Source organism: Pseudomonas sp. FW305-E2 (genome assembly GCF_058782925.1).
Window position 1 is genome coordinate 81,136 of sequence record NZ_JBYSYE010000018.1, and the last position, 22,375, is coordinate 103,510.

20 protein-coding genes are annotated in these 22,375 nt (G+C 61.9%); 5 read left to right on the plus strand and 15 right to left on the minus strand.

The genetic code is table 11. From position 1 onward, the window contains the following. Nucleotides 1–31 precede the first annotated feature (31 nt). From guaB to AC3WLP_RS15495, 3 genes are all read right to left on the minus strand, one after another. A complete protein-coding gene (gene guaB / locus AC3WLP_RS15485; protein ID WP_003255025.1) occupies nucleotides 32–1,501 on the minus strand; it encodes an IMP dehydrogenase in 1,470 nt (489 codons plus the stop codon). A gap of 86 nt (nucleotides 1,502–1,587) precedes the next feature. Continuing rightward, nucleotides 1,588–2,145, minus strand: coding sequence for a hypothetical protein (locus tag AC3WLP_RS15490; protein WP_003255027.1), 558 nt, complete (start codon nucleotides 2,143–2,145; stop codon nucleotides 1,588–1,590). Between the two features lie 47 nt (nucleotides 2,146–2,192). After that, nucleotides 2,193–2,948 carry a sulfite exporter TauE/SafE family protein gene (locus AC3WLP_RS15495; protein WP_012051361.1) on the minus strand — a complete coding sequence of 252 codons (756 nt, stop codon included), beginning with the start codon at nucleotides 2,946–2,948 and terminating at the stop codon, nucleotides 2,193–2,195. 97 nt (nucleotides 2,949–3,045) lie between these two features. Here AC3WLP_RS15495 and AC3WLP_RS15500 point away from each other — a divergent pair, with 97 nt between their 5' ends. The 4 genes from AC3WLP_RS15500 (at nucleotide 3,046) to leuA (ending at nucleotide 8,481) form a co-directional block, all read left to right on the plus strand. Next, entirely contained in the window at nucleotides 3,046–3,924 is an 879-nt protein-coding gene (locus AC3WLP_RS15500; RefSeq protein WP_003255031.1) for a LysR family transcriptional regulator, read from the plus strand. Between the two features lie 205 nt (nucleotides 3,925–4,129). Beyond that, nucleotides 4,130–5,509: an exodeoxyribonuclease VII large subunit gene (xseA, locus tag AC3WLP_RS15505; protein ID WP_029611814.1), complete on the plus strand. Its 1,380-nt coding sequence runs from the start codon at nucleotides 4,130–4,132 to the stop codon at nucleotides 5,507–5,509. A gap of 3 nt (nucleotides 5,510–5,512) precedes the next feature. Then, nucleotides 5,513–6,340, plus strand: coding sequence for a M23 family metallopeptidase (locus AC3WLP_RS15510; RefSeq protein WP_012051358.1), 828 nt, complete (start codon nucleotides 5,513–5,515; stop codon nucleotides 6,338–6,340). A 467-nt stretch (nucleotides 6,341–6,807) separates the two neighbouring features. Continuing rightward, the gene (leuA, locus tag AC3WLP_RS15515; protein WP_003255035.1) at nucleotides 6,808–8,481 is read left to right on the plus strand and encodes a 2-isopropylmalate synthase; all 1,674 of its coding nucleotides are present in this window, start codon (nucleotides 6,808–6,810) and stop codon (nucleotides 8,479–8,481) included. A gap of 62 nt (nucleotides 8,482–8,543) precedes the next feature. Here the strand turns inward: leuA and AC3WLP_RS15520 are convergent, their stop codons facing one another. The 5 genes from AC3WLP_RS15520 to zwf form a co-directional block, all read right to left on the minus strand. Then, the gene (locus AC3WLP_RS15520; protein WP_014755484.1) at nucleotides 8,544–9,257 is read right to left on the minus strand and encodes a monalysin family beta-barrel pore-forming toxin; all 714 of its coding nucleotides are present in this window, start codon (nucleotides 9,255–9,257) and stop codon (nucleotides 8,544–8,546) included. 19 nt (nucleotides 9,258–9,276) lie between these two features. Then, complete coding sequence (locus AC3WLP_RS15525; protein ID WP_012051356.1) at nucleotides 9,277–9,996, minus strand: monalysin family beta-barrel pore-forming toxin; 720 nt, start codon at nucleotides 9,994–9,996, stop codon at nucleotides 9,277–9,279. A gap of 219 nt (nucleotides 9,997–10,215) precedes the next feature. Further along, complete coding sequence (locus AC3WLP_RS15530; RefSeq protein WP_003255037.1) at nucleotides 10,216–10,896, minus strand: bifunctional 4-hydroxy-2-oxoglutarate aldolase/2-dehydro-3-deoxy-phosphogluconate aldolase; 681 nt, start codon at nucleotides 10,894–10,896, stop codon at nucleotides 10,216–10,218. A gap of 17 nt (nucleotides 10,897–10,913) precedes the next feature. Further along, entirely contained in the window at nucleotides 10,914–11,627 is a 714-nt protein-coding gene (gene pgl, locus AC3WLP_RS15535; RefSeq protein ID WP_012051355.1) for a 6-phosphogluconolactonase, read from the minus strand. Beyond that, a complete protein-coding gene (zwf, locus tag AC3WLP_RS15540; RefSeq protein WP_012051354.1) occupies nucleotides 11,614–13,083 on the minus strand; it encodes a glucose-6-phosphate dehydrogenase in 1,470 nt (489 codons plus the stop codon). Before zwf ends, pgl begins: the two co-directional genes overlap by 14 nt. A 211-nt stretch (nucleotides 13,084–13,294) precedes the next feature. Here zwf and hexR point away from each other — a divergent pair, with 211 nt between their 5' ends. Continuing rightward, nucleotides 13,295–14,158: a DNA-binding transcriptional regulator HexR gene (hexR, locus tag AC3WLP_RS15545; RefSeq protein ID WP_169774905.1), complete on the plus strand. Its 864-nt coding sequence runs from the start codon at nucleotides 13,295–13,297 to the stop codon at nucleotides 14,156–14,158. Here hexR and AC3WLP_RS15550 read toward each other — a convergent pair. The 7 genes from AC3WLP_RS15550 to AC3WLP_RS15580 form a co-directional block, all read right to left on the minus strand. Next, a complete protein-coding gene (locus AC3WLP_RS15550) occupies nucleotides 14,151–15,005 on the minus strand; it encodes a D-hexose-6-phosphate mutarotase (RefSeq protein ID WP_003255044.1) in 855 nt (284 codons plus the stop codon). The genes hexR and AC3WLP_RS15550 overlap by 8 nt on opposite strands. Before the next feature lie 117 nt (nucleotides 15,006–15,122). Further along, nucleotides 15,123–16,466, minus strand: a complete 1,344-nt coding sequence (locus tag AC3WLP_RS15555) for a carbohydrate porin (RefSeq protein ID WP_004575641.1) — start codon at nucleotides 16,464–16,466, stop codon at nucleotides 15,123–15,125. A 40-nt stretch (nucleotides 16,467–16,506) separates the two neighbouring features. Beyond that, on the minus strand, nucleotides 16,507–17,661 hold the full coding sequence (locus AC3WLP_RS15560) for an ABC transporter ATP-binding protein (protein ID WP_012051353.1): 1,155 nt from the start codon (nucleotides 17,659–17,661) through the stop codon (nucleotides 16,507–16,509). Between the two features lie 3 nt (nucleotides 17,662–17,664). Further along, nucleotides 17,665–18,510 carry a carbohydrate ABC transporter permease gene (locus tag AC3WLP_RS15565; protein ID WP_012051352.1) on the minus strand — a complete coding sequence of 282 codons (846 nt, stop codon included), beginning with the start codon at nucleotides 18,508–18,510 and terminating at the stop codon, nucleotides 17,665–17,667. After that, entirely contained in the window at nucleotides 18,503–19,411 is a 909-nt protein-coding gene (locus tag AC3WLP_RS15570; RefSeq protein ID WP_003255050.1) for a carbohydrate ABC transporter permease, read from the minus strand. The genes AC3WLP_RS15565 and AC3WLP_RS15570 overlap by 8 nt, the downstream gene beginning before the upstream one ends. A 133-nt stretch (nucleotides 19,412–19,544) precedes the next feature. Beyond that, a complete protein-coding gene (locus AC3WLP_RS15575) occupies nucleotides 19,545–20,831 on the minus strand; it encodes an ABC transporter substrate-binding protein (RefSeq protein ID WP_012051351.1) in 1,287 nt (428 codons plus the stop codon). 107 nt (nucleotides 20,832–20,938) lie between these two features. Beyond that, on the minus strand, nucleotides 20,939–22,192 hold the full coding sequence (locus tag AC3WLP_RS15580; protein ID WP_012051350.1) for a D-mannose isomerase: 1,254 nt from the start codon (nucleotides 22,190–22,192) through the stop codon (nucleotides 20,939–20,941). Nucleotides 22,193–22,375 lie beyond the last annotated feature (183 nt).

Sequence of the window (22,375 nt, forward strand, 5' to 3'; positions counted from 1 at the left end):
ACAGCCCCGCTTTATGTTGTAGCTGGAAGCCTCAGCCTACGCGGTAGTTAGGGGCTTCTTTGGTGATTTGCACGTCGTGCACGTGGGACTCGGCCATGCCGGCACCGGTGATACGCACGAACTCCGGCTTGGTGCGCATTTCTTCGATGGTTGCGCTGCCGGTATAGCCCATGGACGAACGCAGGCCGCCCATCAGCTGGTGGATGATCGCGGCCAAGGCGCCTTTGTAAGGAACGCGGCCTTCGATGCCTTCCGGTACCAGCTTCTCGGCGCCGGCCGAGGAGTCCTGGAAGTAACGGTCGGACGAGCCTTGCGCCTGTGCCATGGCACCCAGCGAGCCCATGCCGCGGTAGGCCTTGTAGGAACGGCCCTGGAACAGCTCGACTTCACCCGGGGCCTCTTCGGTACCGGCGAACATCGAACCCATCATCACGCAGGACGCACCGGCAACGATGGCCTTGGACAGGTCACCGGAGAAGCGGATACCGCCGTCAGCGATCAGTGGCACGCCAGTGCCTTCCAGTGCTGCGGCAACGTTGGCGATGGCGCTGATTTGCGGCACGCCGACACCGGCAACGATACGGGTGGTGCAGATAGAGCCAGGGCCGATACCGACCTTGACCGCATCGGCACCCGCTTCGGCCAGGGCCTTGGCGGCAGCGCCGGTGGCGATGTTGCCGCCGATCACCTGCACTTGCGGGTAGGTTTCTTTCACCCAGCGTACGCGGTCGATCACACCTTTGGAGTGGCCGTGGGCAGTGTCGACGACGACGACATCAACGCCAGCTGCCACCAGCGCAGCAACGCGCTCGCCGGTGTCCTTGCCGGTGCCGACGGCGGCGCCGACGCGCAGGCGACCTTGGTCGTCCTTGCTGGCCAGCGGGTAAGCCTTGGCTTTTTCGATGTCCTTGACGGTCATCATGCCCTTGAGGTTGAACTTGTCGTCAACGATCAGGACTTTTTCCAGGCGATGCTTGTGCAGCAGCTCGCGAACTTCGTTTTTATCGGCGCCTTCGCGGACGGTGACCAGGCGCTCTTTCGGCGTCATCACGTCGCGAACCTTGGCGTCCAGGCGATTTTCGAAGCGCACGTCACGGGAGGTGACGATGCCGACCAGGTCGCCGTTCGCCAGTACCGGCACGCCGGAGATGTTGTTCAGGCGGGTCAGCTCGAACAGGTCGCGCACAGTGGCATCGGCGTCGATGGTGATCGGGTCCTTGACCACGCCAGCCTCGAACTTCTTGACCTTGCGCACTTCGCCGGCCTGTTGCTCGATGGTCATGTTCTTGTGGATGATGCCGATACCGCCTTCCTGAGCCATGGCAATGGCCAGACGCGCTTCGGTCACGGTATCCATGGCAGCGGAAACCAGCGGAATGTTCAGCTCGATGCCACGGGTCAAACGGGTCTTGAGACTGACTTCATTGGGCAGTACCTCGGAATAGCCAGGTACAAGGAGGATATCGTCGAAGGTCAGGGCTTCTTGGCTGATACGCAGCATCGCGGGGGCTCCCGGGCGGGAAAAATGGAAGCGCGCCATTATACTCATGCATGGCGCGCCGCTCAATGCAAAATAAGGGCCTTCGGTCAGGCTTGTGGCAGTTTTACCTGCACCACGGCCACCGGCTGGTCGAGCCAGTCGGCGAAGCTGTCGAGAAAGGCCTGGGTGAACCCGGCCTCGCCCCAGTTGTTGAAGATGAACCCCAGGTTGGAAAAGGCACATGGCTGCAGGTAAATGAAGCCATTGATGTCATCTTCGAAGCCGCACAGTGGGCAGGTAAAGTTGTCGCTCACTGCCGGCATCCACTCTTCCAGGCTTTCGAACAACGGCTCGCCTACCTCGCGCCGGCACTCCGGGCAACCGGCTTCTTCGAGGAAGCCTTCGGTGGGGGTATAGATGCAGCGCTTGAGCATCACTTCCAGGCCGTTGACCGGTTCGCCGAAGGGCAGTTTTTCCGGGTGCAGGGCCACTTTGCGCGCTCCTGCCGCCAGGGCATGGCCCATGCGGTTACCGGTGCGGCCACAGGTGGTCAGCTGCTCCTCGACGACCTTTTCGCGCACCAGCCAGCGCAGGATGGCGCGTGCGCGGGCTTCATGCACCGGGACGGTAGACAGCTTTGGAACGATGATGCTCTGGGTGTTCATGAACGGGACAAGCCTGAGAAACGCCGGTAATGACGCAATTCTACCGCTCAGGCGCTCAGGTAGCGACCAATCAACGCCAGCCCACTGGCCAGCACCAGCCAGGTCACCAGCCGTACGAACGCTTCGCGGGATAACCGGTGGGTCAACCGACGCCCTACCCACAGACCAATGAACATGACAGGCAGCAGGCAGGCGGCGAGCAGCAGCAGGCGTTGGTCGGCATAGACACCGGCGATCAGGAACAGCGACAGACGCACTATCGTACTGCAGCTGATCAGCGCGCTCTGGGTGGCGCGTACCTGTTCCTTCACCTCCAGCCGTGCGCTCAGGTAAAGGGCATAAAGAAACCCGCCGCTGCCGAACAAAGCCCCGAACAACCCGCCTGCCGTGCCCATCGGCACCGCCCAGAAGCCGGACAGGCTGGCTGGCCTCACTTTCACTGCCAGCCCGTAAAGTGCATAGGCAGTCACGAATACCCCCATCAACAGCAGCAACAGGTCGGACTTCAGTTGCAGCAGGAACACCACGCCCAACGTACAACCCAAGGCCATGAAGGGCAGCAGCCGCAGCAATTCACTGCGTACCACATCCCGGCGCGACGGCAGCAGGTTGCCGAACGCGGCCACGAAATCCAGCAGCACCAGCAACGGGATGATGCGTGACAACGGCATGAAGTGAATCAGCACCGGCCCCGCCACGAGTGCAGTACCGAAGCCGGCGATGCCGAAGACGATGTAGGCCGCAGCGATGGCGAACAGGATCGGCAGCCAGTCAAGGCCGGAAAACGACAGTTGGGCAAGCATGGCAACAGTTCCTGGGGAGACAGGCAAAGGTTAGTCAGCCATGAGCCATGCCGACTAATATGCCTTTATCCAGAAAGCCATCTCGAAAAGGCATGACATGACGTCGATCCGACAGTTGCGTTACTTCGTGGAAATCGCCGAGTGTGGCAGTTTCAGCAGTGCAGCCGAGCGACTGTACGTCGCCCAGTCTGCCCTTAGCCGGCAGATCAAGGAGCTGGAGCAGCAACTGGGCACGCCGCTGTTCGAACGCACGGCGCGCCTGCCTCGCCTGACGCTGGCCGGTCAGGCCTTTCTTGAACGGGCACGACGCCTGCTGGCTGACCTGGCACAGGCGGAGCGGGTTACCCGTGACATTGGCCAAGGGTTGCAAGGCAGCTTGCGCCTGAACCATTCCAGCACCGTGCCGCTGACCGGCGGGCTTCTGGCTCGCCTGGGGAACTACCTGAAGCACAACCCAGGGGTTTCGCTGGAGATTGCGCAGCAGTCGTCGGAGGCACAACTGGAAGACATTGCTGCCGGACGGCTGGATATCGGCCTGTTGCGCTTGCCGGTGCTGCGCCAGCATGAAGGCGTGGTGCTGCATGAACTGTTCGACGAACCCTTGTTGCTGGCGGTCGCCGCTGGGCACCCCTTGGCGGGTACTCGGCACGTGCAACTGGAGCAATTGAAGGAAGAACGCTTCATTTCCATCCCGCACCGGGATCGCGGTGGCTTGAGCTACCTGTCGGCCTCGCTGTGCATGGGGGCAGGGTTCTTCCCGCAGGCGGCGCAGGTACTGTCGCGCAAAACTACGCAGTTGCAGCTGATACAGGCGGGGTTTGGGGTGGCGTTGTTGCCGCGGTGCATGTGCGAGATTGCCCCGGCTTCAGTCAGCTTCGTAGCGCTGGAGGGTGATTGCCAGAGCACGGTGGCACTGGCCTGTCGCCGTGATGCGGGGCAACTGGTGCGGCAGTTCGTGGCGACGATGCAGGGCTGAAGGCACCGGTTGCGGTCTTGTGGGAGCGGCCTTGCGTCGCGAAAGGGCTGCGATGCGGCCCCAGGTTTTCAGCTTCGCCGCATGAAGTGCCGGGGCCGCGTTGCGGCCCTTTCGCGACGCAAGGCCGCTCCCACAAGGATGGGGTCAAGGCTGACAGTAGGGGCAAGACAGACAACCGGGGCCGATGTCATTTATGATGCCTGCCATGATCAAAGACCCTTTCGAACGACTCGGGCTGGACCGCGAGGTCCTTACCGTCAGCCAACTCAACGGCCGCGCCCGCGTGCTGCTGGAAGACGTTTTCCGCAGCGTGTGGGTGGAAGGCGAAATCTCCAACCTCGCCCGCCCGGCGTCCGGCCACATGTACTTCACCCTCAAGGACAGCGGCGCCCAGGTGCGTTGCGCGTTGTTCCGGCAGAACGCCACGCGGGTACGCCAGGCGCTGCGAGACGGCCTGGCGGTGCGGGTGCGCGGCAAGGTTTCGCTGTTCGAGGGACGTGGCGACTACCAGCTGATTCTCGACACCGTCGAGCCCGCCGGTGATGGCGCGCTGCGCCTGGCTTTCGAGGCCCTGAAGGATAAGCTCGGTGCCGAGGGACTGTTCAGCACCGAACGAAAGAAGCCACTGCCGGCTCACCCGCAGCGCATCGGCATCATCACCTCGCCCACTGGCGCGGTGATCCGCGACATCATCAGTGTGTTCGGCCGCCGTGCCCCGCAGGTGGAGCTGAACCTGATCCCTACGGCTGTACAGGGCCGCGAAGCCATCGCGCAGATCGTACGCGCCATCCGCCTGGCCGACAGCCTCGGCTTCGATGCGCTGATTCTGGCGCGTGGTGGTGGTTCGCTGGAAGACCTGTGGTGTTTCAACGAGGAAGCCGTGGCGCGTGCCGTGGCCGCCTGCGTCACGCCAATTGTCAGCGCCGTGGGCCATGAAACCGACGTGTCGATCAGCGACTTCGTGGCTGACGTGCGCGCGCCCACCCCGTCGGCTGCCGCCGAGCTGCTGGCCCCTGACAACAGCGGCCTTCGGCAACGCCTGGATGGCCTGCAACGGCGCCTGCTGCTGCGCATGCAGAACCGCCTGACCCACGACCGCCTGCGCCTGGAGTCACTCACCCGCCGCCTGCGTCACCCAGGCGAGCGTTTGCGCCAGCAGGCTCAACGCCTGGACGACCTGGACATGCGCCTGCGTCGCGCGTTCATGCTCAACCTCAACCAGCGCCGCGAACGCCTGGCACGCCTGGACGCCCGCCTGGCCGCGCAGCATCCGGGGCGTAACCTGAAACTGCTGAACCAGCGCCTGGACAGCCTGGCCGAGCGCCTGCCACGGGCCATGCGTGAGGTGCTCAAGGACCGTCGCCAGCGGTTCCAGGCCCAGTTGCAGACACTGCAGGTGGTCAGTCCGCTGGCCACCCTGGCCCGCGGATACAGCATTTTGCTGGATGAACAAGGCCAGGCCATTCGCAGCGCGGAACAGACCCGCAACGGCCAACGCCTGACCGCCCGCCTGAACGAAGGCGAGCTGCTGGTGCGGGTCGAAGACAACCACCTGACCCCGGTCACCCTCTCACTACTGGACTGACACATGCCCCGCGTGCTCGCGCCCCTGCTTGCCCTTTCCCTGTTGCTGCTGGCCGGCGGCGCCCAGGCCAGCTACATCACCCGCACACTGAACAAACCGGTACCTGGCGGTGTGGCAGTCGTCGACCTGGGCCCCGCCGCCAACGCACCCAGCGCCCGTTTCGACGGCAAACCGGTGCTGGTGGTGAAGGAGCAGGACAACTGGTTGGCCATCGTCGGCATCCCGCTGACCCAGAAGCCCGGCACCGCAGTGCTGAACCAGGGCGGGCGCACCCTGCCTTTCAGCGTAGGCAGCAAGACGTACCCTGAGCAGCGCATCACCCTGAAGAACACGCGCCAGGTCAACCCGAACCCGGCCGACCTCAAGCGCATCGACCGTGAACTGGCCGAGCAGATCAAGGCCTACCGCAGCTTCAGCCCTAACCTGCCGAGCAACCTGGTTCTCGACAAGCCGGTCAACGGCCCGCTGTCGAGCAAGTTCGGCGTGCGCCGCTTCTTCAACGGCGAAGAACGCAACCCGCATGCGGGGCTAGATTTTGCGGTGCCGGCAGGCACGCCGATCAAGACACCCGCCAATGGCAAAGTGATTCTGGTGGGGGACTATTTCTTCAACGGCCGCACGGTGTTCGTCGACCATGGGCAGGGCTTTATCAGCATGTTCTGCCACATGTCGAAAATCGATGTGCAGGTGGGCCAGCAACTGCGTCGTGGCGAGGTGGTCGGACGCGTGGGCTCGACCGGGCGGGCTACCGGGCCGCACATGCACTGGAACGTCAGCCTGAACGATGCGCGGGTGGACCCGGCGATTTTCATTGGCGCGTTCCAGCCCTGAAACTGCGGCGCCTGCTTCGCGGGCACGCCCGCTCCCACAGGTACAGCGAAGCCTTCAGACACAGCTCAATACTTGTGGGAGCGAAGCCTTCAGACACAGCTCAATACTTGTGGGAGCGGGCATGCCCGCGAAGAGGCCAGCGCAGTCGACAGCAGTTCAACTGTGTTGCGCCATCGAAAAATACTGCGCAAAAATCAATAAGCACCCAGCAGATTCAAGCCATAAAATCTCGCCTAATTACTTTTTTTAAGCATTCCTCTCAATTTTTCCCGAACGCTTGCCATCCCCCACCCCACTGGTTAAGTTTGAAGGCATGAAAACCTTCAGCACCCTCATCCTGCTCCGACAACATCGCAGCCTCTGCCTGGTCAGCGCCCGACTACCAGGCTGAATCGCGTCGCCTCGCCTCTTCATATCGTTATCGCTCGGCAGGCCCGATCTCGGCCGCACACAAAAGGATTGCTTCCATGACCATGCTCAAAGACCCTTCGAAGAAATACCGCGCTTTCCCGACCATCGACCTGCCTGACCGTACCTGGCCGTCGAAGACCATCACCCAGGCACCTATCTGGTGCAGTTCCGACCTGCGTGACGGCAACCAGTCGCTGATAGAGCCGATGGACTCGGAGAAGAAACTGCGCTTCTGGAAGACCTTGGTGCAGGTTGGCGTGAAGGAGATCGAAGCCTCGTTCCCGTCTGCCTCGCAAACCGATTTCGACTTTGTGCGCACCCTGATCCAGGACGGCCACATCCCGGATGACACCACCATCCAGGTGCTCACCCAGGCACGTGAAGACCTGATTGCCCGCACCTTCGAATCGCTGCGCGGTGCGAAGAAGGCCATCGTCCACCTGTACAACGCCACCAGCCCGTCGTTCCGCCGCATCGTCTTCAATCAGGACAAGCAAGGCGTGAAGGACATCGCGGTGAACGCGGCCAAGCTGTTCGTCAAGTACGCCGCTCAGCAGCCGGAAACCCAGTGGACCTTCCAGTACTCGCCAGAAACCTTCAGCGCCACTGAAATGGAGTTCGCCAAGGAAGTCTGCGACGCGGTCATCGAGGTGTGGAACCCTACCCCTGAACACAAGATCATCCTCAACCTGCCGGCCACCGTGGAAGTGTCCACGCCAAATATTTACGCCGACCAGATCGAGTGGTTCTGCCGCAACGTCAGCCGCCGCGACAGCGTGATCATCAGCCTGCACTGCCACAACGACCGCGGCACCGGCATCGCTGCCACCGAACTGGGCCTCATGGCCGGCGCCGACCGTGCCGAAGGCTGCCTGTTCGGCAACGGCGAGCGTACCGGTAACGTCGACCTGGTGACCTTGGCACTGAACCTCTACACCCAGGGCATCGACCCGTTGCTTGACTTCTCCGACATCGACGGTGTGCGCAAGGTGGTCGAAGAGTGCAACCAGTTGCCAGTACACCCACGTCACCCGTATGTGGGCGACCTGGTCCATACCGCGTTCTCCGGCTCGCACCAGGACGCCATCCGCAAGGGCTTCGCCAAGCAGCAGGATGGGGAACTGTGGGAGGTGCCTTACCTGCCGATCGACCCGGCCGACATCGGCCGCAGCTACGAAGCGGTAATCCGCGTCAACAGCCAGTCGGGCAAAGGCGGTATTACCTACCTGCTCGAGCAGGAATATGGCATCAGCCTGCCGCGTCGCATGCAGATCGAATTCAGCCAGGTGGTGCAGGGTGAGACTGACCGCCTGGGCCTGGAAATGACCGCCCAGCAGATCTACAGCCTGCTGCACAAGGAATACCTCCAGGCCAACGCGCCATACGCACTGGTCAGCCATCGCCTGCAGGAAGAAAACGGCCACAGCGCTGTGGAAGTGGAAGTTGCCGGTGAAGGCGAAACCACCCTGCACTGGCGCGGCAAGGGCAACGGCGCCCTGGAAGCACTGGTGGCCGGCCTGCCGATTGCCGTGGAGATCATGGACTACAACGAGCATGCGATTGGTGCTGGCACCAACGCCAAGGCAGCTGCCTACATCGAACTGCGCGTGGCCGGTGGCCGCCCGGTGCATGGCGTGGGTATCGATGAGAACATCACCACGGCCAGCTTCAAGGCCCTGTTCAGCGCGCTGAACCGCTCGCTGAGCCAGCAGGAAGCAAAAGCGGCTTGATCAAACCACTACAGGCAGAAAGCCCGCTGGTTTAATGCGGGCTTTTTTCATTACGACGTTAATCAAAATACCGAGAAATCAAAAGTCCAGCGTCTGGCACCTGGCGCTTTCTCAAATTGATTGAACAAGACCGCTTGGTTAACCTGACTCCAGGTCAGAGGCTTTATTGATTTTTCATTCCTGACCGGAACAAGCTGATCGCAAACCACCGATGAAAGCATCGTGATGTCCTGCCGCACCAGCCGCCCATCGTCATTGAATATATCTGAGCTCTTGGTATAGGGTACGTATCCAGCAAGCACGCCAGCGGATGTCATGTGGTGCGCGTAGACCATGTGCACTTGATACACCATGATGGTCCCATCGCCCTTCACTCTCAATGAGCGCTTGGTTGACTCCGAACCGCTCACCGTTTCAGAAACCGAAAACATGGCAGTGAGTTCAGCGTTCGCATTCGCCGGGCCGAAGTCAGCAGAGAAGCCTACCTTAAACTCGACGCCTTGGGAGAAACTCTTGCTGAAGCCCTCGCAAACTACCACTTCGCGCTCGTGTTCCGTTTGCACATTGGATCGTATCGTGGCCACATGTTGCAGATAAGCAAAGACTGGCCGCGTGTAAGTGGCCCAGTCATAGTTACCACACCTGACATCACCGTAGGTGGTATCGGCATCCACCCAGCAACCGGCATGCAACTGATCACCTATCAGGTACTGCTCGATTTCGAAAGACCCTCTTTTCAGGGGGTACCGGCTGATTTCATTCATCAAATCGCTCATTGAATATGACCTCATCCACTCAATATTGCAGGAAGCGGTTGCTGGCCGCCTGATCATTAAAACTCCAGCCGGCGTCACCCGCTGCGCCATAAGCAAGATTGAATATCAGGTGATATAACGCCTGTCGTGATATTGGCGCTTTGGTGTTATCCGAACCATGTCCTACCCACATCAGGTCTGTGGCCACGGAAGAAAGGAAGAAAACGCCTTTGTTGTCGCCTTGCACACGCACGGGCTGTACCTTGAACAGCTCAGAGCACTGGGCATCGCCCTGTTTTACCCAATGCGCATAGACCAGTTTCAACTGGTAGGCCACATAGCATTCAGCTCCCGCTACGCGCACGGTATGCCCAACCGATGATAACGGCCGCCACTCTTCGGCAGAGCAGCCGGAGAGCAGATCTGACTTTACGCTTACCAGCCCAATTCCACTCGGCGCAGAAAAGCCTTCGGCATCATGTGCAAACCAGACCTCATGCCCACTGGCACGGGACAGATCAATTTCACAGTCTCCAGCACTTAATGTTTTATAGGTGCCCACGTAGTCGAAGTAGGCGAAAACCGGGCGGGTCAATACCTTCTTTTTTCCTGAAGGAAACCCAAACCCACCGTAGACGGTTTCACCTTCTATCCAACATCCAGGATGAAACTCGTCCGTGCTGAGCAGGTACCTTTCAATCAGGTATGAACCGTTTAAAACGGGGAACGCATCGGGTGACAAACGCTCGAAGCCTGTCATCGCACACCTCTGAACAATAGTTGAAGGCGTGAGACTATTAACTGTTGAGTTCTGCGCCTAGGCGCTCATGTTTCCTCACCAGGAAGTGTTTATGGGGGCGTGATCACGTATTGAGGGCCGGCACGTCAGCCGTCAGGTGGCAAAGCAGACAACGAAATCAACGGATAAAAAAAGGGGCGCCGACCAAGCGCCCCATAAGCCGTAAAGCACACAACTGATTCAGTTGGCGTCCAGCAGTGCCATTGCCTCGGCACTGCACGCTTCGATCCGCGCCCAGTCACCGTTCTTGATCCAGCTGCTGTCGAGCATCCAGGTTCCCCCCACGCACATCACGTTTGGCAGTGCCATGTAGTTGCGCACGTTGGCCGGGTTTACACCACCGGTAGGACAAAAACGAATGTCGCCGAACGGGCCACCAAAGGCCTTGATCGCCGCTACGCCGCCGCTGATTTCCGCCGGGAACAACTTGAACCGGCGGTAGCCCAGGGCATAGCCCATCATGATTTCGGACGGCGTGCTGATGCCCGGCAACAGCGGGATTTCGCTGTCCACGCCAGCCTCGAGAATATCCTGGGTAATGCCAGGGGTAACGACGAACTGCGCGCCCGCAGCTTCAACCGCCGCGAACATGCTGCGGTCGAGCACGGTACCGGCACCGACACACAGCTCCGGGCGCTGCTCACGCAGCACTTGAATGGCCTTGAGGCCATGCTGTGAGCGCAGGGTCACTTCCAGGGTACGGATACCGCCAGCGGCCAAGGCGTCAGCCAGCGGCAGGATGTCTTCCTCACGAGCAATGGTGATTACCGGCAGGATGCGCGCCTTTTTGCAAATGGCGTCGATCCGCGCGGCTTTATCAGCCATCGAGAGCTTGGGCTGTGGGCGTTCAAGGGTGGTCATGACTGTGGATCCTTGGCTCATGGGCACCAGTAGATGTCCAGGGGGTCGTGAAGAAAAGCGCGAATCGGCATTTCAGTAAGGTCATTGCCCGCCAGCGCGGCGCGCAGGGTAGCGAGTTTGCTCTGGCCTTGCACAGACAGCGCGATGAAGGCCGCGCTGGCCAGCAGCGAACGGGTCATCGACAGGCGCTGGTGCGGCACGCTCGGCGCCAGCAATGGCAGGCAGCGGCGCGGGCCGGCCGGGTCCAGGCCTGCTTCCAGGTTGGGACTGGCGGGGAACAGCGAGGCGGTATGGCCATCATCGCCCATGCCCAGCACCAGCACGTCGATCGGCGGTAGCTCGGCCAAGGCCTGGTCAGCTTTGAGCGCAGCTGCATCAAGGTTCTCCGCCTGCTGGTACAGGCCAACGAAGCGGGCCTTGGCCGCTGCGCCCTTCAACAGGTGGCGGGCCAGCAGGCCGGCATTGCTGTCAACGTGCTCCACTGGCACCCAGCGCTCATCAGCCAGGCTGACGATGACCTTGGCCCAGTCCAGCTGCTCGCTGGCCAGCTTCTCCAGGAACGGCACCGGGCTGCGGCCGCCAGACAACACCACACAGGCCTGCCCCTTGGCGGCAATCGCGGCGCGCAGGCGCTCAGCCACATCATGAGCCAAGGACACGGACAGTGCCTTGGCATCCGCCAGTTCATGAGCCTTCACGGCCGCTGGCAGTTTCAATTCAGATATCCCCATACCACGCCCTCCCATCGCGTGTGATCAGTGCAATCGAGCTCATCGGCCCCCAGGAGCCCGCCGCGTATGGCTTGGGCGCATCGCCCGCATTACGCCAGCCGGCGATCAACTGGTCGCACCACTTCCAGGCGTACTCGATTTCGTCCTTGCGCACGAACAGGTTCTGGTTGCCACGCATCACTTCGAGCAACAGCCGCTCGTAGGCATCCGGAATTCGTGCACTACGCCAGGCATCGGAAAAATTCAGCTGCAATGGGCCACTGCGCAGTTGCATGCCCTTGTCCAGGCCCTGCTCCTTGGTCATCACCCGTAAAGAAATGCCTTCGTCCGGTTGCAGGCGGATGATCAGCTTATTACCGATCTGCAAACGCTGTTCCGGGGCGAAGATGTAGTGCGGCGTTTCCTTGAAGTGAATGACGATCTGCGACAGCTTTTGCGGCATGCGCTTGCCGGTTCGCAGGTAGAACGGCACGCCCGACCAGCGCCAGTTACGGATGTCGGCACGCAGGGCGACGAAGGTTTCGGTGTTGCTCTGGCCGTTGGCGTTGTCTTCTTCCAGGTAACCCGGCACCGGTTTGCCTTCGCTGTAGCCGGCAATGTACTGGCCACGCACCACACTGGTGCTCAAACCGTCACCAGTGATCGGTGCCAGGGCTTTAAGCACTTTCACCTTCTCGTCGCGGATGGCATCGGCGGACAGTTCGCTGGGCGGGTCCATGGCGATCAGGCACAGCAACTGCAGCAGGTGATTCTGAATCATGTCGCGCAGTTGGCCGGCCTTGTCGAAATAACCCCAACGGCCCTCGATACCGACCTTTTCCGCGACGGTAATCTCCACATGGGAGATGGAGTTCTGGTTCCATTGGGTTTCGAACAGGCTATTGGCGAAGCGCAGGGCAATCAGGTTCTGCACCGTCTCTTTGCCCAGGTAGTGGTCAATGCGGTAAACCCGGCTTTCAGGGAAGAACCGCGCCACGGCATCGTTGACCCGGCGCGACGACTCCAGGTCGTGGCCAATCGGTTTCTCGAGCACTACCCGGGTGCGCGCAGCCAGCCCGACCTTGTCGAGGTTTTCGCAGATGGCCCCATACACCGCCGCCGCCGTGGCGAAGTAGGCGATCAGCGGCAGCTCACCGGGTAGTTGCTCGGCCAGGACCTGATAGCCCTCGGGCTGAAGGAAGTCCAGATGCTGGTAATTCAGGCGGGCGAGGAAGCGCCCCAGCGCGGCAGGCTCGATATCTGCCTCGGGCACGTGCCGACGCAGGTGGGCTTCGATGCTGTCCAGGTGCTCCTGCGCACTGCCGACCTCACGGGCGAGGGCCAGCAGGCGGGTGTCCGGGTGCAACAGGTTGGCCCGGTCGAGCTGGTAGAGCGCAGGAAACAGCTTGCGCAATGCCAGGTCGCCGAGGGCGCCAAACAGGGCAAAGGTGCAAGGTTCGACACTGATTGCAGCCATGATGTTGGTTCTTTCCTAAAGTTGGTCTAGGAATACCGCTTTCACACACGGTTTTCAAGGGATAATGTAGTAAAAACCACAACATTACACACAAGTGTTACAGACAAGTGGTACGCCAACCGCACCGACAGTACGATAGACGACCGTGCAAAAAGCCTGCTGCTCCCACAGCCGGCTGTCTTCCCGACCCAAGGACACACCCATGGACCGCGTGCGAAACCTCCTGGAACAGATCCAGGGCCGCCTCGACGAGCTGAACAAGGCCGAACGCAAAGTCGCCGAAGTCATCCTGCTCAACCCGCAACAAGCCACCCGTTTCAGCATCGCTGCGCTGGCCCAGGCGGCCAAGGTCAGCGAACCGACCGTCAACCGCTTCTGCCGCTCGTTCGGCGTCAGCGGCTACCCCGAGCTGAAGCTGCAACTGGCGCAGAGCCTGGCCAGTGGGGCTGCGTATGTCAGCCGCGCAGTGGAGGCCGACGATGACCCGGCCGCCTATACCCAGAAGATCTTCGCCAGCGCCATCGCCTCGCTTGACAGCGCCTGCCAGCAACTGGACCCGCAACAGGTCAGCCGCGCCGTGGACATGATGATCCAGGCCCGGCAGATCCACTTCTTCGGCCTCGGTGCCTCGGCCCCGGTGGCCCTGGATGCGCAGCACAAGTTCTTCCGCTTCAACCTGGCCGTGTCGGCCCACGCCGATGTGCTGATGCAACGCATGCTGGCCTCGGTCGCCCACACCGGCGATCTGTTCGTGATCATTTCCTACACCGGGCGCACCCGCGAACTGGTCGAAGTGGCGCGCCTGGCACGTGAAAACGGCGCTTCGGTGCTTGGCCTGACCGCCGCGGGCTCGCCACTGGCCAATGCCTGCAGCCTGAGCCTGCACATTCCGCTGCCGGAAGATACCGACATCTACATGCCGATGACCTCGCGGATCATCCAGCTGACCGTGCTCGATGTACTGGCCACCGGCATGACCCTGCGCCGCGGCGTGGACTTCCAGCCCCACCTGCGCAAGATCAAGGAAAGCCTCAACGCCAGCCGCTACCCGATCGAGGACGACGAACTCAACTGAGCCGGTGCGCCTGCAAACGCAGGTGCGCACGCTGTCCAGGCGCCAGGCTCAGGCCTTCGCCACTGCCGCTGGTCGCCTCGACGCAGACAAAACGCTGCGACTCGCGGCCAGTCACCCCCATCAGCGGGCGATTGCCAGGGTGCCAGACCACGGTGTCGTCGCTGTCACCGGTATCGATGCACAGCTCGCGCTGCCAGGCCGGGTCCTGCAATTGCACCCGTGGCGTGCCGGGGTAGACCTTCTGGCAGCCGCCCTTGAGCTTCAGCGCGCCATCTTCACGGCAAGCCTGGCGGTTGAGGCGGTCGTAGCCCTCAATATCTTCCAACCCAGACAGCGCTATCTCGGACACGTCGCTGATGCGCCAGTACGCCAGCAGCGCATGGCTCAACTGGCAGGGTTCGCTGTCCTGATGCTCGGTGCTCAGGCTCAGTTCCATGCGGCTACCCAGCCGGGCGTGCAGGTCGACCTGCCAGTCGCACAGGTCCAGCCGCCATTTCAAGGTCACGCCCTCCTCGTCCTCACGGCTGTCCACCAGCTTCCAGTCCAGCAGCCGCGCCCAACCGTGGGCCGGCCACAGGTCTTCGCTGGGATGACGTCCATACCAGGGCCAGCACACCGGCACACCACCCCGGATCGCCCCAACCTGCGGCCACTGTTCGGCGCACCACAGCCACGGCCGTTCACCCGCTGGTTGAAAGTGCAACAACTGCGCGCCCTGGCGGCTGAACACCGCCTGGCAACGGGGGTGATCGATGATCAGGACATCGCGCTGCTGATAACGCTCCCACTCGAATGTCGGCCGGGGCCGCTGCGAGGAAAAGAAGCGATGGAGCGGATGTTCGGGCATGGTTCAGAGCTCTTGTTGTTTGAGATAGCGCTGTCTCGGCCTATCCCCAACACCCACTGCAGACCAGTGGGTGCCGGGAACCGAAAATGGATTGGCGTAAATTTACAACAAGTTGCCTCAGAATGACGACTGAATCTTCAAGCCAGCGACCAGCGCGTTATCCACCTCGTCCACCCCGCCAGGGCTCTTGATGTACTGCAGGTTGGGCCTCACGGTCAGCCAGTTGGTGACGTGGAAGCCGTAGTAGAGCTCTGCGTTGTATTCGGTACGCTGCAGCGGTACGAAACCAGGGTTGTCGTAATCGTTGATGCCGCTCTGTGCGTTGAGCAGTTCGGCGCGCTTCTTCACGTCGTCATTCACATGAATTCGCGCCACGCCGAAGCCGATGTCATCCTTGGGCCGGGCGTCGAAAGCGCCTTTGTAGACCAGCCCCACCTGTTGGTAGTTGTCGACCACGTTGGTGGCCTTGTCGTGCACGGTGAAGTTGGCGAACAGGCTGAGGCCCCGGTTGACGTCGCCGCCATGGGCAGTGACCTGCTGCTGCGCCACCACCCACCATCCGTGCTTGCTGGAATGGGACTTGAAGGCCTCACCGGTCAGCGCCTGCGGGTTGCCGTTGACATCGTCGTACACATCGTCAGCCTTGGCCGTGCTGTAGTAGTAGCCTAGGCGGTACTCGCCTGGCAGGCCATTGACCTTGGGCGACCACACCGCTTCCACCGGCAAGATCGCTCCCTTGGTACCGCTACCGCTCAGCTTGAAGCCGTTGCCGGTTTCCAGGTTGGAGGGGTTCTGCTCGAAGGCCCCGACCTGCACAAAGAACGCCGGGGTGATGTTGTACTTCACCCGCAGCGCCCACTGGCTGACCGGCCAGTTGTACCAGATACCGCCCACCCAGTTGCCCACCTGCGAGCCGCAGAAGGCCAGGTTCTGGAAGTCGCAAGGGAAGCTGTTGAAGTCCTCCCCCTCGCCAAAACGGCCAAATTTCACGTCAAGCGCGCCGTCGAAGTACTTCTGCTTGATCCACATCTGGGTCAGGCGCCAGGTCTGGCCACGGCCCCACACCTCCTGCACCGAGCTGAACTGCCCGGCGCGCGGGTCGCTGATGCGGTCGTTGGACAGGTTGCGACCGCTTCGCTCGGTGATTGCCAGCTTGAACTCGGCATCATGCCAGCCCAGTATCTTCTGCAAGTCCAGATGCGCGCCGAGGGCGAACTGGTCGCTGTAGCGTGCTGTCTTGTCGTCGTTGTAGCCGCCATGCAGGTTGCCAGCCACCTCACCCACATAATCGAGGGTGAAGTCATAGCCCTTGTCCAGCAGCTCGGTCCGGGTGCCGCCCCAGTCGCCGGTCATCCATTTGGATTCGCTGGAAAAAGCCTCGGCAGCCTGTGTACCGCTGCTGCCTACAAGTGCAAGCAGAGCCAGCGATCCCAGTGTCTTGATGCGTTTGCGCTGTTCCATCCCTTTGCGTCCTCTTTTTCTTATTGATGGTGTAGACGATTCAACGGCCTTTGAAGTGAGCCACGTTGTCCTTTGCGGTTGCGCCAGTGCTGGCCAGGTGCAGGCGCTCGCCATTGGCAGCGTCGAACAGCAGCACCCGGGCCGGGTCGAATTGCAGGTTGAGGGTGTCACCCACCCGGCACGCCACATCTGGCGCCAGGCGGCAGCACACCTTGGTCTGGTTGAGCGTGACGAACACCAGCAGGTCCGGCCCGGTGGGCTCTGTGACCTGCACCTCGGCGCGGATAGCCGGCAAACCATTGCCGTCAGCAGCGCCCAGGGCAATCTGCTCAGGGCGGATGCCGAGGATGATCTCGCGCCCCTCAAGCGCGTCAGCAGCCCCCCCCAAGGGCAGCTCGCAGCGCGCCTGGCCGCTGTCGAGCAACGCCAGCAAGCGGCCGTCCTGCCTGGCCAGACGCACCGGAATGAAGTTCATTGGTGGCGAACCGATGAAGCTGGCCACGAACTGGTTGGCCGGGTCGTTGTAGATCTGCTGCGGGGTGCCGAACTGCTGGATGATGCCGTCCTTCATCACCGCCACCTTGTCGCCCAGGGTCATGGCCTCGATCTGGTCATGGGTGACGTACACCGTGGTGGTCTTCAGGCGCTGGTGCATCAACTTCATTTCGGTGCGCATTTCGACCCGCAGCTTGGCATCGAGGTTGGACAGGGGTTCATCGAACAGGTAGATCTTGGGTCGCCGCGCCAGTGCCCGGCCCATGGCCACGCGCTGCTGCTGGCCGCCGGACAGCTGCGCCGGCTTGCGCGCCAGCAAGTGTTCGATCTGCAGCAACTTGGCAACCCGCGCCACTTCCTCATCGATGGCGGCCTGGGGCAGCTTGCGGATCTTCAGGCCAAATTCGATGTTCTCGCGCACGCTCATGGTCGGGTACAGCGCATAGGACTGGAACACCATGGCGATATCGCGGTCCTTGGGGCTCATGCCACTGACGTCCTGCTCGTCAATGAGGATGGCGCCGCCGGTGATCTGCTCCAGGCCGGCGATACAGTTCATCAGGGTCGACTTGCCGCAGCCCGACGGGCCCACCAGGATCAGGAACTCGCCGTCCTTGATCGACAGCTGGATGTCCTTGAGGGTATCCGGCAGGCCGCTGCCGTAGGTCTTGTTCACATTGCGAAGTTCGAGCGTTGCCATGGCTTACCCCTTGACCGCGCCGGCCGTCAGCCCGCGCACGAAATATTTGCCTGCCACCACGTAGACCAGCAGGGTTGGCAGGCCAGCGATCATTGCTGCCGCCATGTCGACGTTGTATTCCTTGGCCCCGGTACTGGTATTGACCAGATTGTTCAGGGCTACGGTAATCGGTTGCGAGTCGCCGCTGGAGAACACCACGCCGAACAGGAAGTCGTTCCAGATCTGGGTGAACTGCCAGATCAGGCAGACCATGATGATCGGCGTGGACATCGGCAGGATGATGCGGCGGAAGATGGTGAAGAACCCGGCGCCGTCCAACCGTGCGGCCTTGACCAATGCGTCGGGGATGCTCACGTAGAAGTTGCGGAAGAACAGCGTGGTGAAGGCCAGGCCGTAGACCACATGCACCAGCACCAGGCCACCGGTGGTGCTGGCCAGGCCAAGCTTGCCGAGGGTGAACGAGGCCGGCAGCAGCACAGTCTGGAACGGCAGGAAACAGCCGAACAGCAGCAGGCCGAAGAACAGTTGCGAACCTCGGAAGCGCCACATCGACAGCACATAGCCGTTCAGTGCACCAATCGCGGTGGAGATCAGCACCGCGGGCACGGTGATCATGATCGAGTTCCAGAAGTAACCGCTGACCGCTCCCCAGGCCTTGACCCAGCCTATGCCGGTAATCACTGCAGGCCAGCTCAGCAGGTTGCCGGTGCTGATGTCTTCGGGGGTCTTGAAGCTGGTCAGCAGCATCACCACCAGCGGTACCAGATACAGCAGCACGGCGATCAGCAACACGGCATGGATGGCCATACGGCTGAGGCTGAACACCGGCTTGTCGACAGGACTATGCATGGCGTTTGCTCCGCAGCTCCGAGTACAGGTAAGGCACGAGGATCGCCAGGATTGCCCCGAGCATCAGGATGGCGCTGGCCGAGCCCATGCCCATCTGGCCGCGGCTGAAGGTGAACGAGTACATGAACATTGCCGGCAGGTCGGAGGAGTAACCCGGGCCGCCGGCCGTCATTGCCGCCACCAGGTCGAAGCTCTTGATGGCAATGTGCGAGAGGATCATCAGCGCGCTGAAGAACACCGGGCGCAGGCTGGGCAGCACCACGGTCCAGTAGATGCGCGGCAGGCTGGCGCCATCCATCTGCGCAGCGCGGATGATCGACGGGTCAACGCCACGCAAGCCGGCAAGGAACATGGCCATGATGAAGCCCGAAGCCTGCCACACGGCCGCGATCACCAGGCAATACACCACCCGGTCGGGATCGATCAGCCAGTCCAGGCGAAAACCCTCCCAGCCCCAGTCACGCAACAACTTGTCCAGGCCCATGCCGGGGTTGAGCAGCCACTTCCAGGCCGTGCCGGTGACGATCATCGACAGTGCCATGGGGTACAGGTAGATAGTGCGGATGAAGCCCTCGCGACGGATGCGCTGGTCGAGCAACACCGCCAGCAACACACCGATGGCCAGGCTGATGGCGATGAACAGGCCGCCGAACAGAAGCAGGTTCTTGCTCGCCACCCACCAGCGGTCGTTGTCGAACAGACGGGCGTATTGCGCAAGGCCCGCCCACTTGTAGGTAGGCAGAAAGGTCGAGGTGGTGAAGGACAGCACGAAGGTCCAGAGGATGTAGCCGTAGAAGCCCACCAGGACGATGAACATGCTGGGTGCCAGCACCAGCTTGGGCAGCCAGCGCTGAAGCGCGTCCAGGGGTGAGGCCCGCAGTTGGGCGGTGGTCGTAGTCATGTCTTGGATCCCGAGGTAGTGGCGGTGCTACGCACCGCTTCGCGGGCAAGCCCGCTCCCACAGGTCCGGCGTCATGACCAGGAACAGTGGTGAGCAGGGCCCATCTGGGAGCGGGCGTGCCCGCGAACAGCCGTTACTGGGCAGCCTTGATCGCCGCCGCCAGCTTCTTCGCCGCATCGGCCGGGTCGGCCTTGGGGTCGTTGATGTAGTTGGTCACCACATCGAAGAACGCACCCTGCACAGCCAGCGTGGTGGCCATGTTGTGCGCCATGCTCGGCTGCAGGCCGCCGGTCTTGGCATCGGCAAGGAAGTCCTTGGCGGAGGTTTGCGCGCAGGCATCGAAACCGTGCTTGCCCATGTCGGCGAGCATGTCGTTACGCACCGGGATCGACCCTTTGTTGATGCTGAAGACCTTCTGGAAGTCCTCCCCCAGCACTTTGCGCGCGATGTCCTGCTGCCCGGCAGAGGTGCCGGCGTTGTTCTGTTTGAACACCACCAGCGAGTCGATGTTGTACAGGAAGGCCTTGTCGGTACCGGGGAACGGCACGCACTGGTAATCCTTGCCGGCGGTTTTCTTCGCCAGGGTCCATTCGCTCTTGGCCCAGTCGCCCATGATCTGCATGCCGGCCTTGCCGTTGATGACCTTGGCGGCTTCCAGGTTCCAGTCCTGGCCCTTGCCGTCCGGGTCCATGTAGGTGGCGACCTTTTTCAGCTCGGTCAGCGCCTTGACCATCTGCGGCCCGGTCAGCGTTGCACTGTCAAGGTCGACCAAGGCCTTCTTGTAGCCATCGACGCCCATCACCGACAGCACCACGCTTTCGAATACGGTGCTGTCCTGCCAGGGTTGGCCACCATGAGCCAGCGGGATGAAGCCGGCCGCCTTGAGCTTGTCGGCGGCGGCGTAGAATTCGTCGAGGGTGGTAGGCGCCTTGTCGATGCCGGCTTTTTTGAACACCTCGGGGTTGATCCACAACCAGTTGATGCGGTGGATGTTCACCGGTACAGCAACGTAATCACCGTCGTACTTCACGGTGTCGGCCACTTTCTTGTCGAGCAGCGAGTCCCACTTTTCGGCCTTGGCCACATCCTTGAGCACATCGGCATCAAGCAAGCCGGTGGCCGCCCAGTCCTGGATGTCGGGGCCTTTGATCTGCGCGACACCGGGCGGGTTGCCTGCGACGGCGCGGCTTTTCAGCACGGTCATGGCCGTGGCACCACCACCACCGGCAACAGCGCCGTCCTTCCAGGTGAAGCCGTCTTTCTCGACCTGCGCCTTGAGCACATCGACCGCCGCCTTTTCACCGCCAGAGGTCCACCAGTGCACGACCTCGACACTGCCTTTGGATTCGGCAGCCGAAGCCCCCAAAGGAAGTAAAGAAGCCAGAGAGATTGCGGCAGCGAGACGGAGCGTGGAATTCATCGGAGCACCTTTCTTGTTGTTATGCCGTGCAAGTCGATCGCTTGCGTAGCATGAAGTCTAAACAGCGTGCCCGCCTCGTCAGGTAACGAAGCGATGCGTGAATGTCATCATCTGGTTACATAGCTGGAGCTGGCCAGGTTGCTGGCCAGGCTGGGTGCCAGCGGCAAGCCTGGCAGCAGCAGCGCCTGGTAGGCGTGGTAGAGGTCGGGTTTGCCCGGCCAGATGGTCCCCGCTGGCCGGTTGCGGGCATCGAGTTCGTGGTGCCAGCTGCCAGCGACAGGGTCGATGAAATGGTTGGCGATAAAGCCCCAGCAGTTGCGGTACCACTGCTCGTACTGAGCTTCGCCGGTGCGCTGCAACAAGGCTGCTGCTGCGGCACAAGCTTCGGCGTGCACCCAGTGCAGGCGTGCATGCACCACCGGGCGATTGGCCCAGTCCAGGGTGTAGACGAAACCTGCAGCGCCATCGACGTTCCAGGCATGCTGGCAGGCGGCATCGAACAATCTGCAGGCACTGTCTGGAAGCCACTGCGGGGCGAGCAACCCGGCCCGTTGCAGGCTGGCCTCCAGGTGCAACAGGAGCCGTGCCCACTCCATGGCATGCCCGGGCGTAGTGCCATAGGGCCGGAAGTGGTCGGCGGGGTGCTCGCGGTTGTAATCCGGCAGCGGCTGCCAATGGGCGTCGAAATGTTCGATGACCCGATAACCGTTGGCGGCGGCATGGGTATGGATAATGCGCTCAGCAATGCGCAAGGCGCGTTGCAGCCAAAGGCTGTTGCCGGTGGCATCGGCCAGGGCCAGGAATGCCTCGGTCGCGTGCATGTTGCTGTTGGCGCCACGGTATGGCTCAGGCAGTTGCCATGCGCGAGAGAAGGTCTCTCGAAGGGCACCCTTGGCTTCGCTCCAGAAGTGCGTTTCGATCACCTCGGTTGCATCGGCCAGCAACAGCTGGGCATCGGCTGCACCGGCCACCACTGCAGAGCTGGCGGCAAGGGCGACGAAGGCATGCAGGTAGGCGGCCTTGCCGCTGTCTTCCTGGCCGCCGGGGTGGGCGAACCAGCCACCGTAGCTGGCGTCCTGCATGGCCCCACGCAGGGCAGCCACACCGTGTTCGGCATAGGCCAGGCTGCCGGGAATGCCCTGCAGATGGGCCAGGGCGAAGCAGTGGGTCATTCGCGCGGTGTTCATGGTTTCGGCGCAGGCGCCAGGAGCGAGCTGGCCTTTGGCATCCAGGTTGCCAAAGCCGTCAGGCAGTTTCGCAGCTTTGGCGAATGCCAGCAGGCGCTGTGCTTCGGCCAGGCGCCAGGCGGTATGGGCCGGGGCGTTGAGCCAGCTGGTGGGCGGCAGGTTGAGGGTGTTCATGGGCCAGCTTGATCCTTGCCAGTCGTTTGCGAATTCTAGCCAGCGGGGTCATGGCGGATGTCACGAAGGACGACGGGATTGTCACCGGTCAGTGACATTTGGGGTGCCTGTGCGGGCCTCTTCGCGGGTGAACCCGCTCCTACAACGGCCGAGTCAGGTTTGCGTCGCAGGAGCGGGTTCACC

Bases quoted from the DNA above. Each gene is read 5' to 3' on its own strand.
- guaB (WP_003255025.1), bottom strand. From the start codon at position 1,501: ATGCTGCGTATCAGCCAAGAAGCCCTGACCTTCGACGATATCCTCCTT.
- AC3WLP_RS15490 (WP_003255027.1), bottom strand. From the start codon at position 2,145: ATGAACACCCAGAGCATCATCGTTCCAAAGCTGTCTACCGTCCCGGTG.
- AC3WLP_RS15495 (WP_012051361.1), bottom strand. From the start codon at position 2,948: ATGCTTGCCCAACTGTCGTTTTCCGGCCTTGACTGGCTGCCGATCCTG.
- AC3WLP_RS15500 (WP_003255031.1), top strand. From the start codon at position 3,046: ATGACGTCGATCCGACAGTTGCGTTACTTCGTGGAAATCGCCGAGTGT.
- xseA (WP_029611814.1), top strand. From the start codon at position 4,130: ATGATCAAAGACCCTTTCGAACGACTCGGGCTGGACCGCGAGGTCCTT.
- AC3WLP_RS15510 (WP_012051358.1), top strand. From the start codon at position 5,513: ATGCCCCGCGTGCTCGCGCCCCTGCTTGCCCTTTCCCTGTTGCTGCTG.
- leuA (WP_003255035.1), top strand. From the start codon at position 6,808: ATGACCATGCTCAAAGACCCTTCGAAGAAATACCGCGCTTTCCCGACC.
- AC3WLP_RS15520 (WP_014755484.1), bottom strand. From the start codon at position 9,257: ATGAGCGATTTGATGAATGAAATCAGCCGGTACCCCCTGAAAAGAGGG.
- AC3WLP_RS15525 (WP_012051356.1), bottom strand. From the start codon at position 9,996: ATGACAGGCTTCGAGCGTTTGTCACCCGATGCGTTCCCCGTTTTAAAC.
- AC3WLP_RS15530 (WP_003255037.1), bottom strand. From the start codon at position 10,896: ATGACCACCCTTGAACGCCCACAGCCCAAGCTCTCGATGGCTGATAAA.
- pgl (WP_012051355.1), bottom strand. From the start codon at position 11,627: ATGGGGATATCTGAATTGAAACTGCCAGCGGCCGTGAAGGCTCATGAA.
- zwf (WP_012051354.1), bottom strand. From the start codon at position 13,083: ATGGCTGCAATCAGTGTCGAACCTTGCACCTTTGCCCTGTTTGGCGCC.
- AC3WLP_RS15550 (WP_003255044.1), bottom strand. From the start codon at position 15,005: ATGCCCGAACATCCGCTCCATCGCTTCTTTTCCTCGCAGCGGCCCCGG.
- AC3WLP_RS15555 (WP_004575641.1), bottom strand. From the start codon at position 16,466: ATGGAACAGCGCAAACGCATCAAGACACTGGGATCGCTGGCTCTGCTT.
- AC3WLP_RS15560 (WP_012051353.1), bottom strand. From the start codon at position 17,661: ATGGCAACGCTCGAACTTCGCAATGTGAACAAGACCTACGGCAGCGGC.
- AC3WLP_RS15565 (WP_012051352.1), bottom strand. From the start codon at position 18,510: ATGCATAGTCCTGTCGACAAGCCGGTGTTCAGCCTCAGCCGTATGGCC.
- AC3WLP_RS15570 (WP_003255050.1), bottom strand. From the start codon at position 19,411: ATGACTACGACCACCGCCCAACTGCGGGCCTCACCCCTGGACGCGCTT.
- AC3WLP_RS15575 (WP_012051351.1), bottom strand. From the start codon at position 20,831: ATGAATTCCACGCTCCGTCTCGCTGCCGCAATCTCTCTGGCTTCTTTA.
- AC3WLP_RS15580 (WP_012051350.1), bottom strand. From the start codon at position 22,192: ATGAACACCCTCAACCTGCCGCCCACCAGCTGGCTCAACGCCCCGGCC.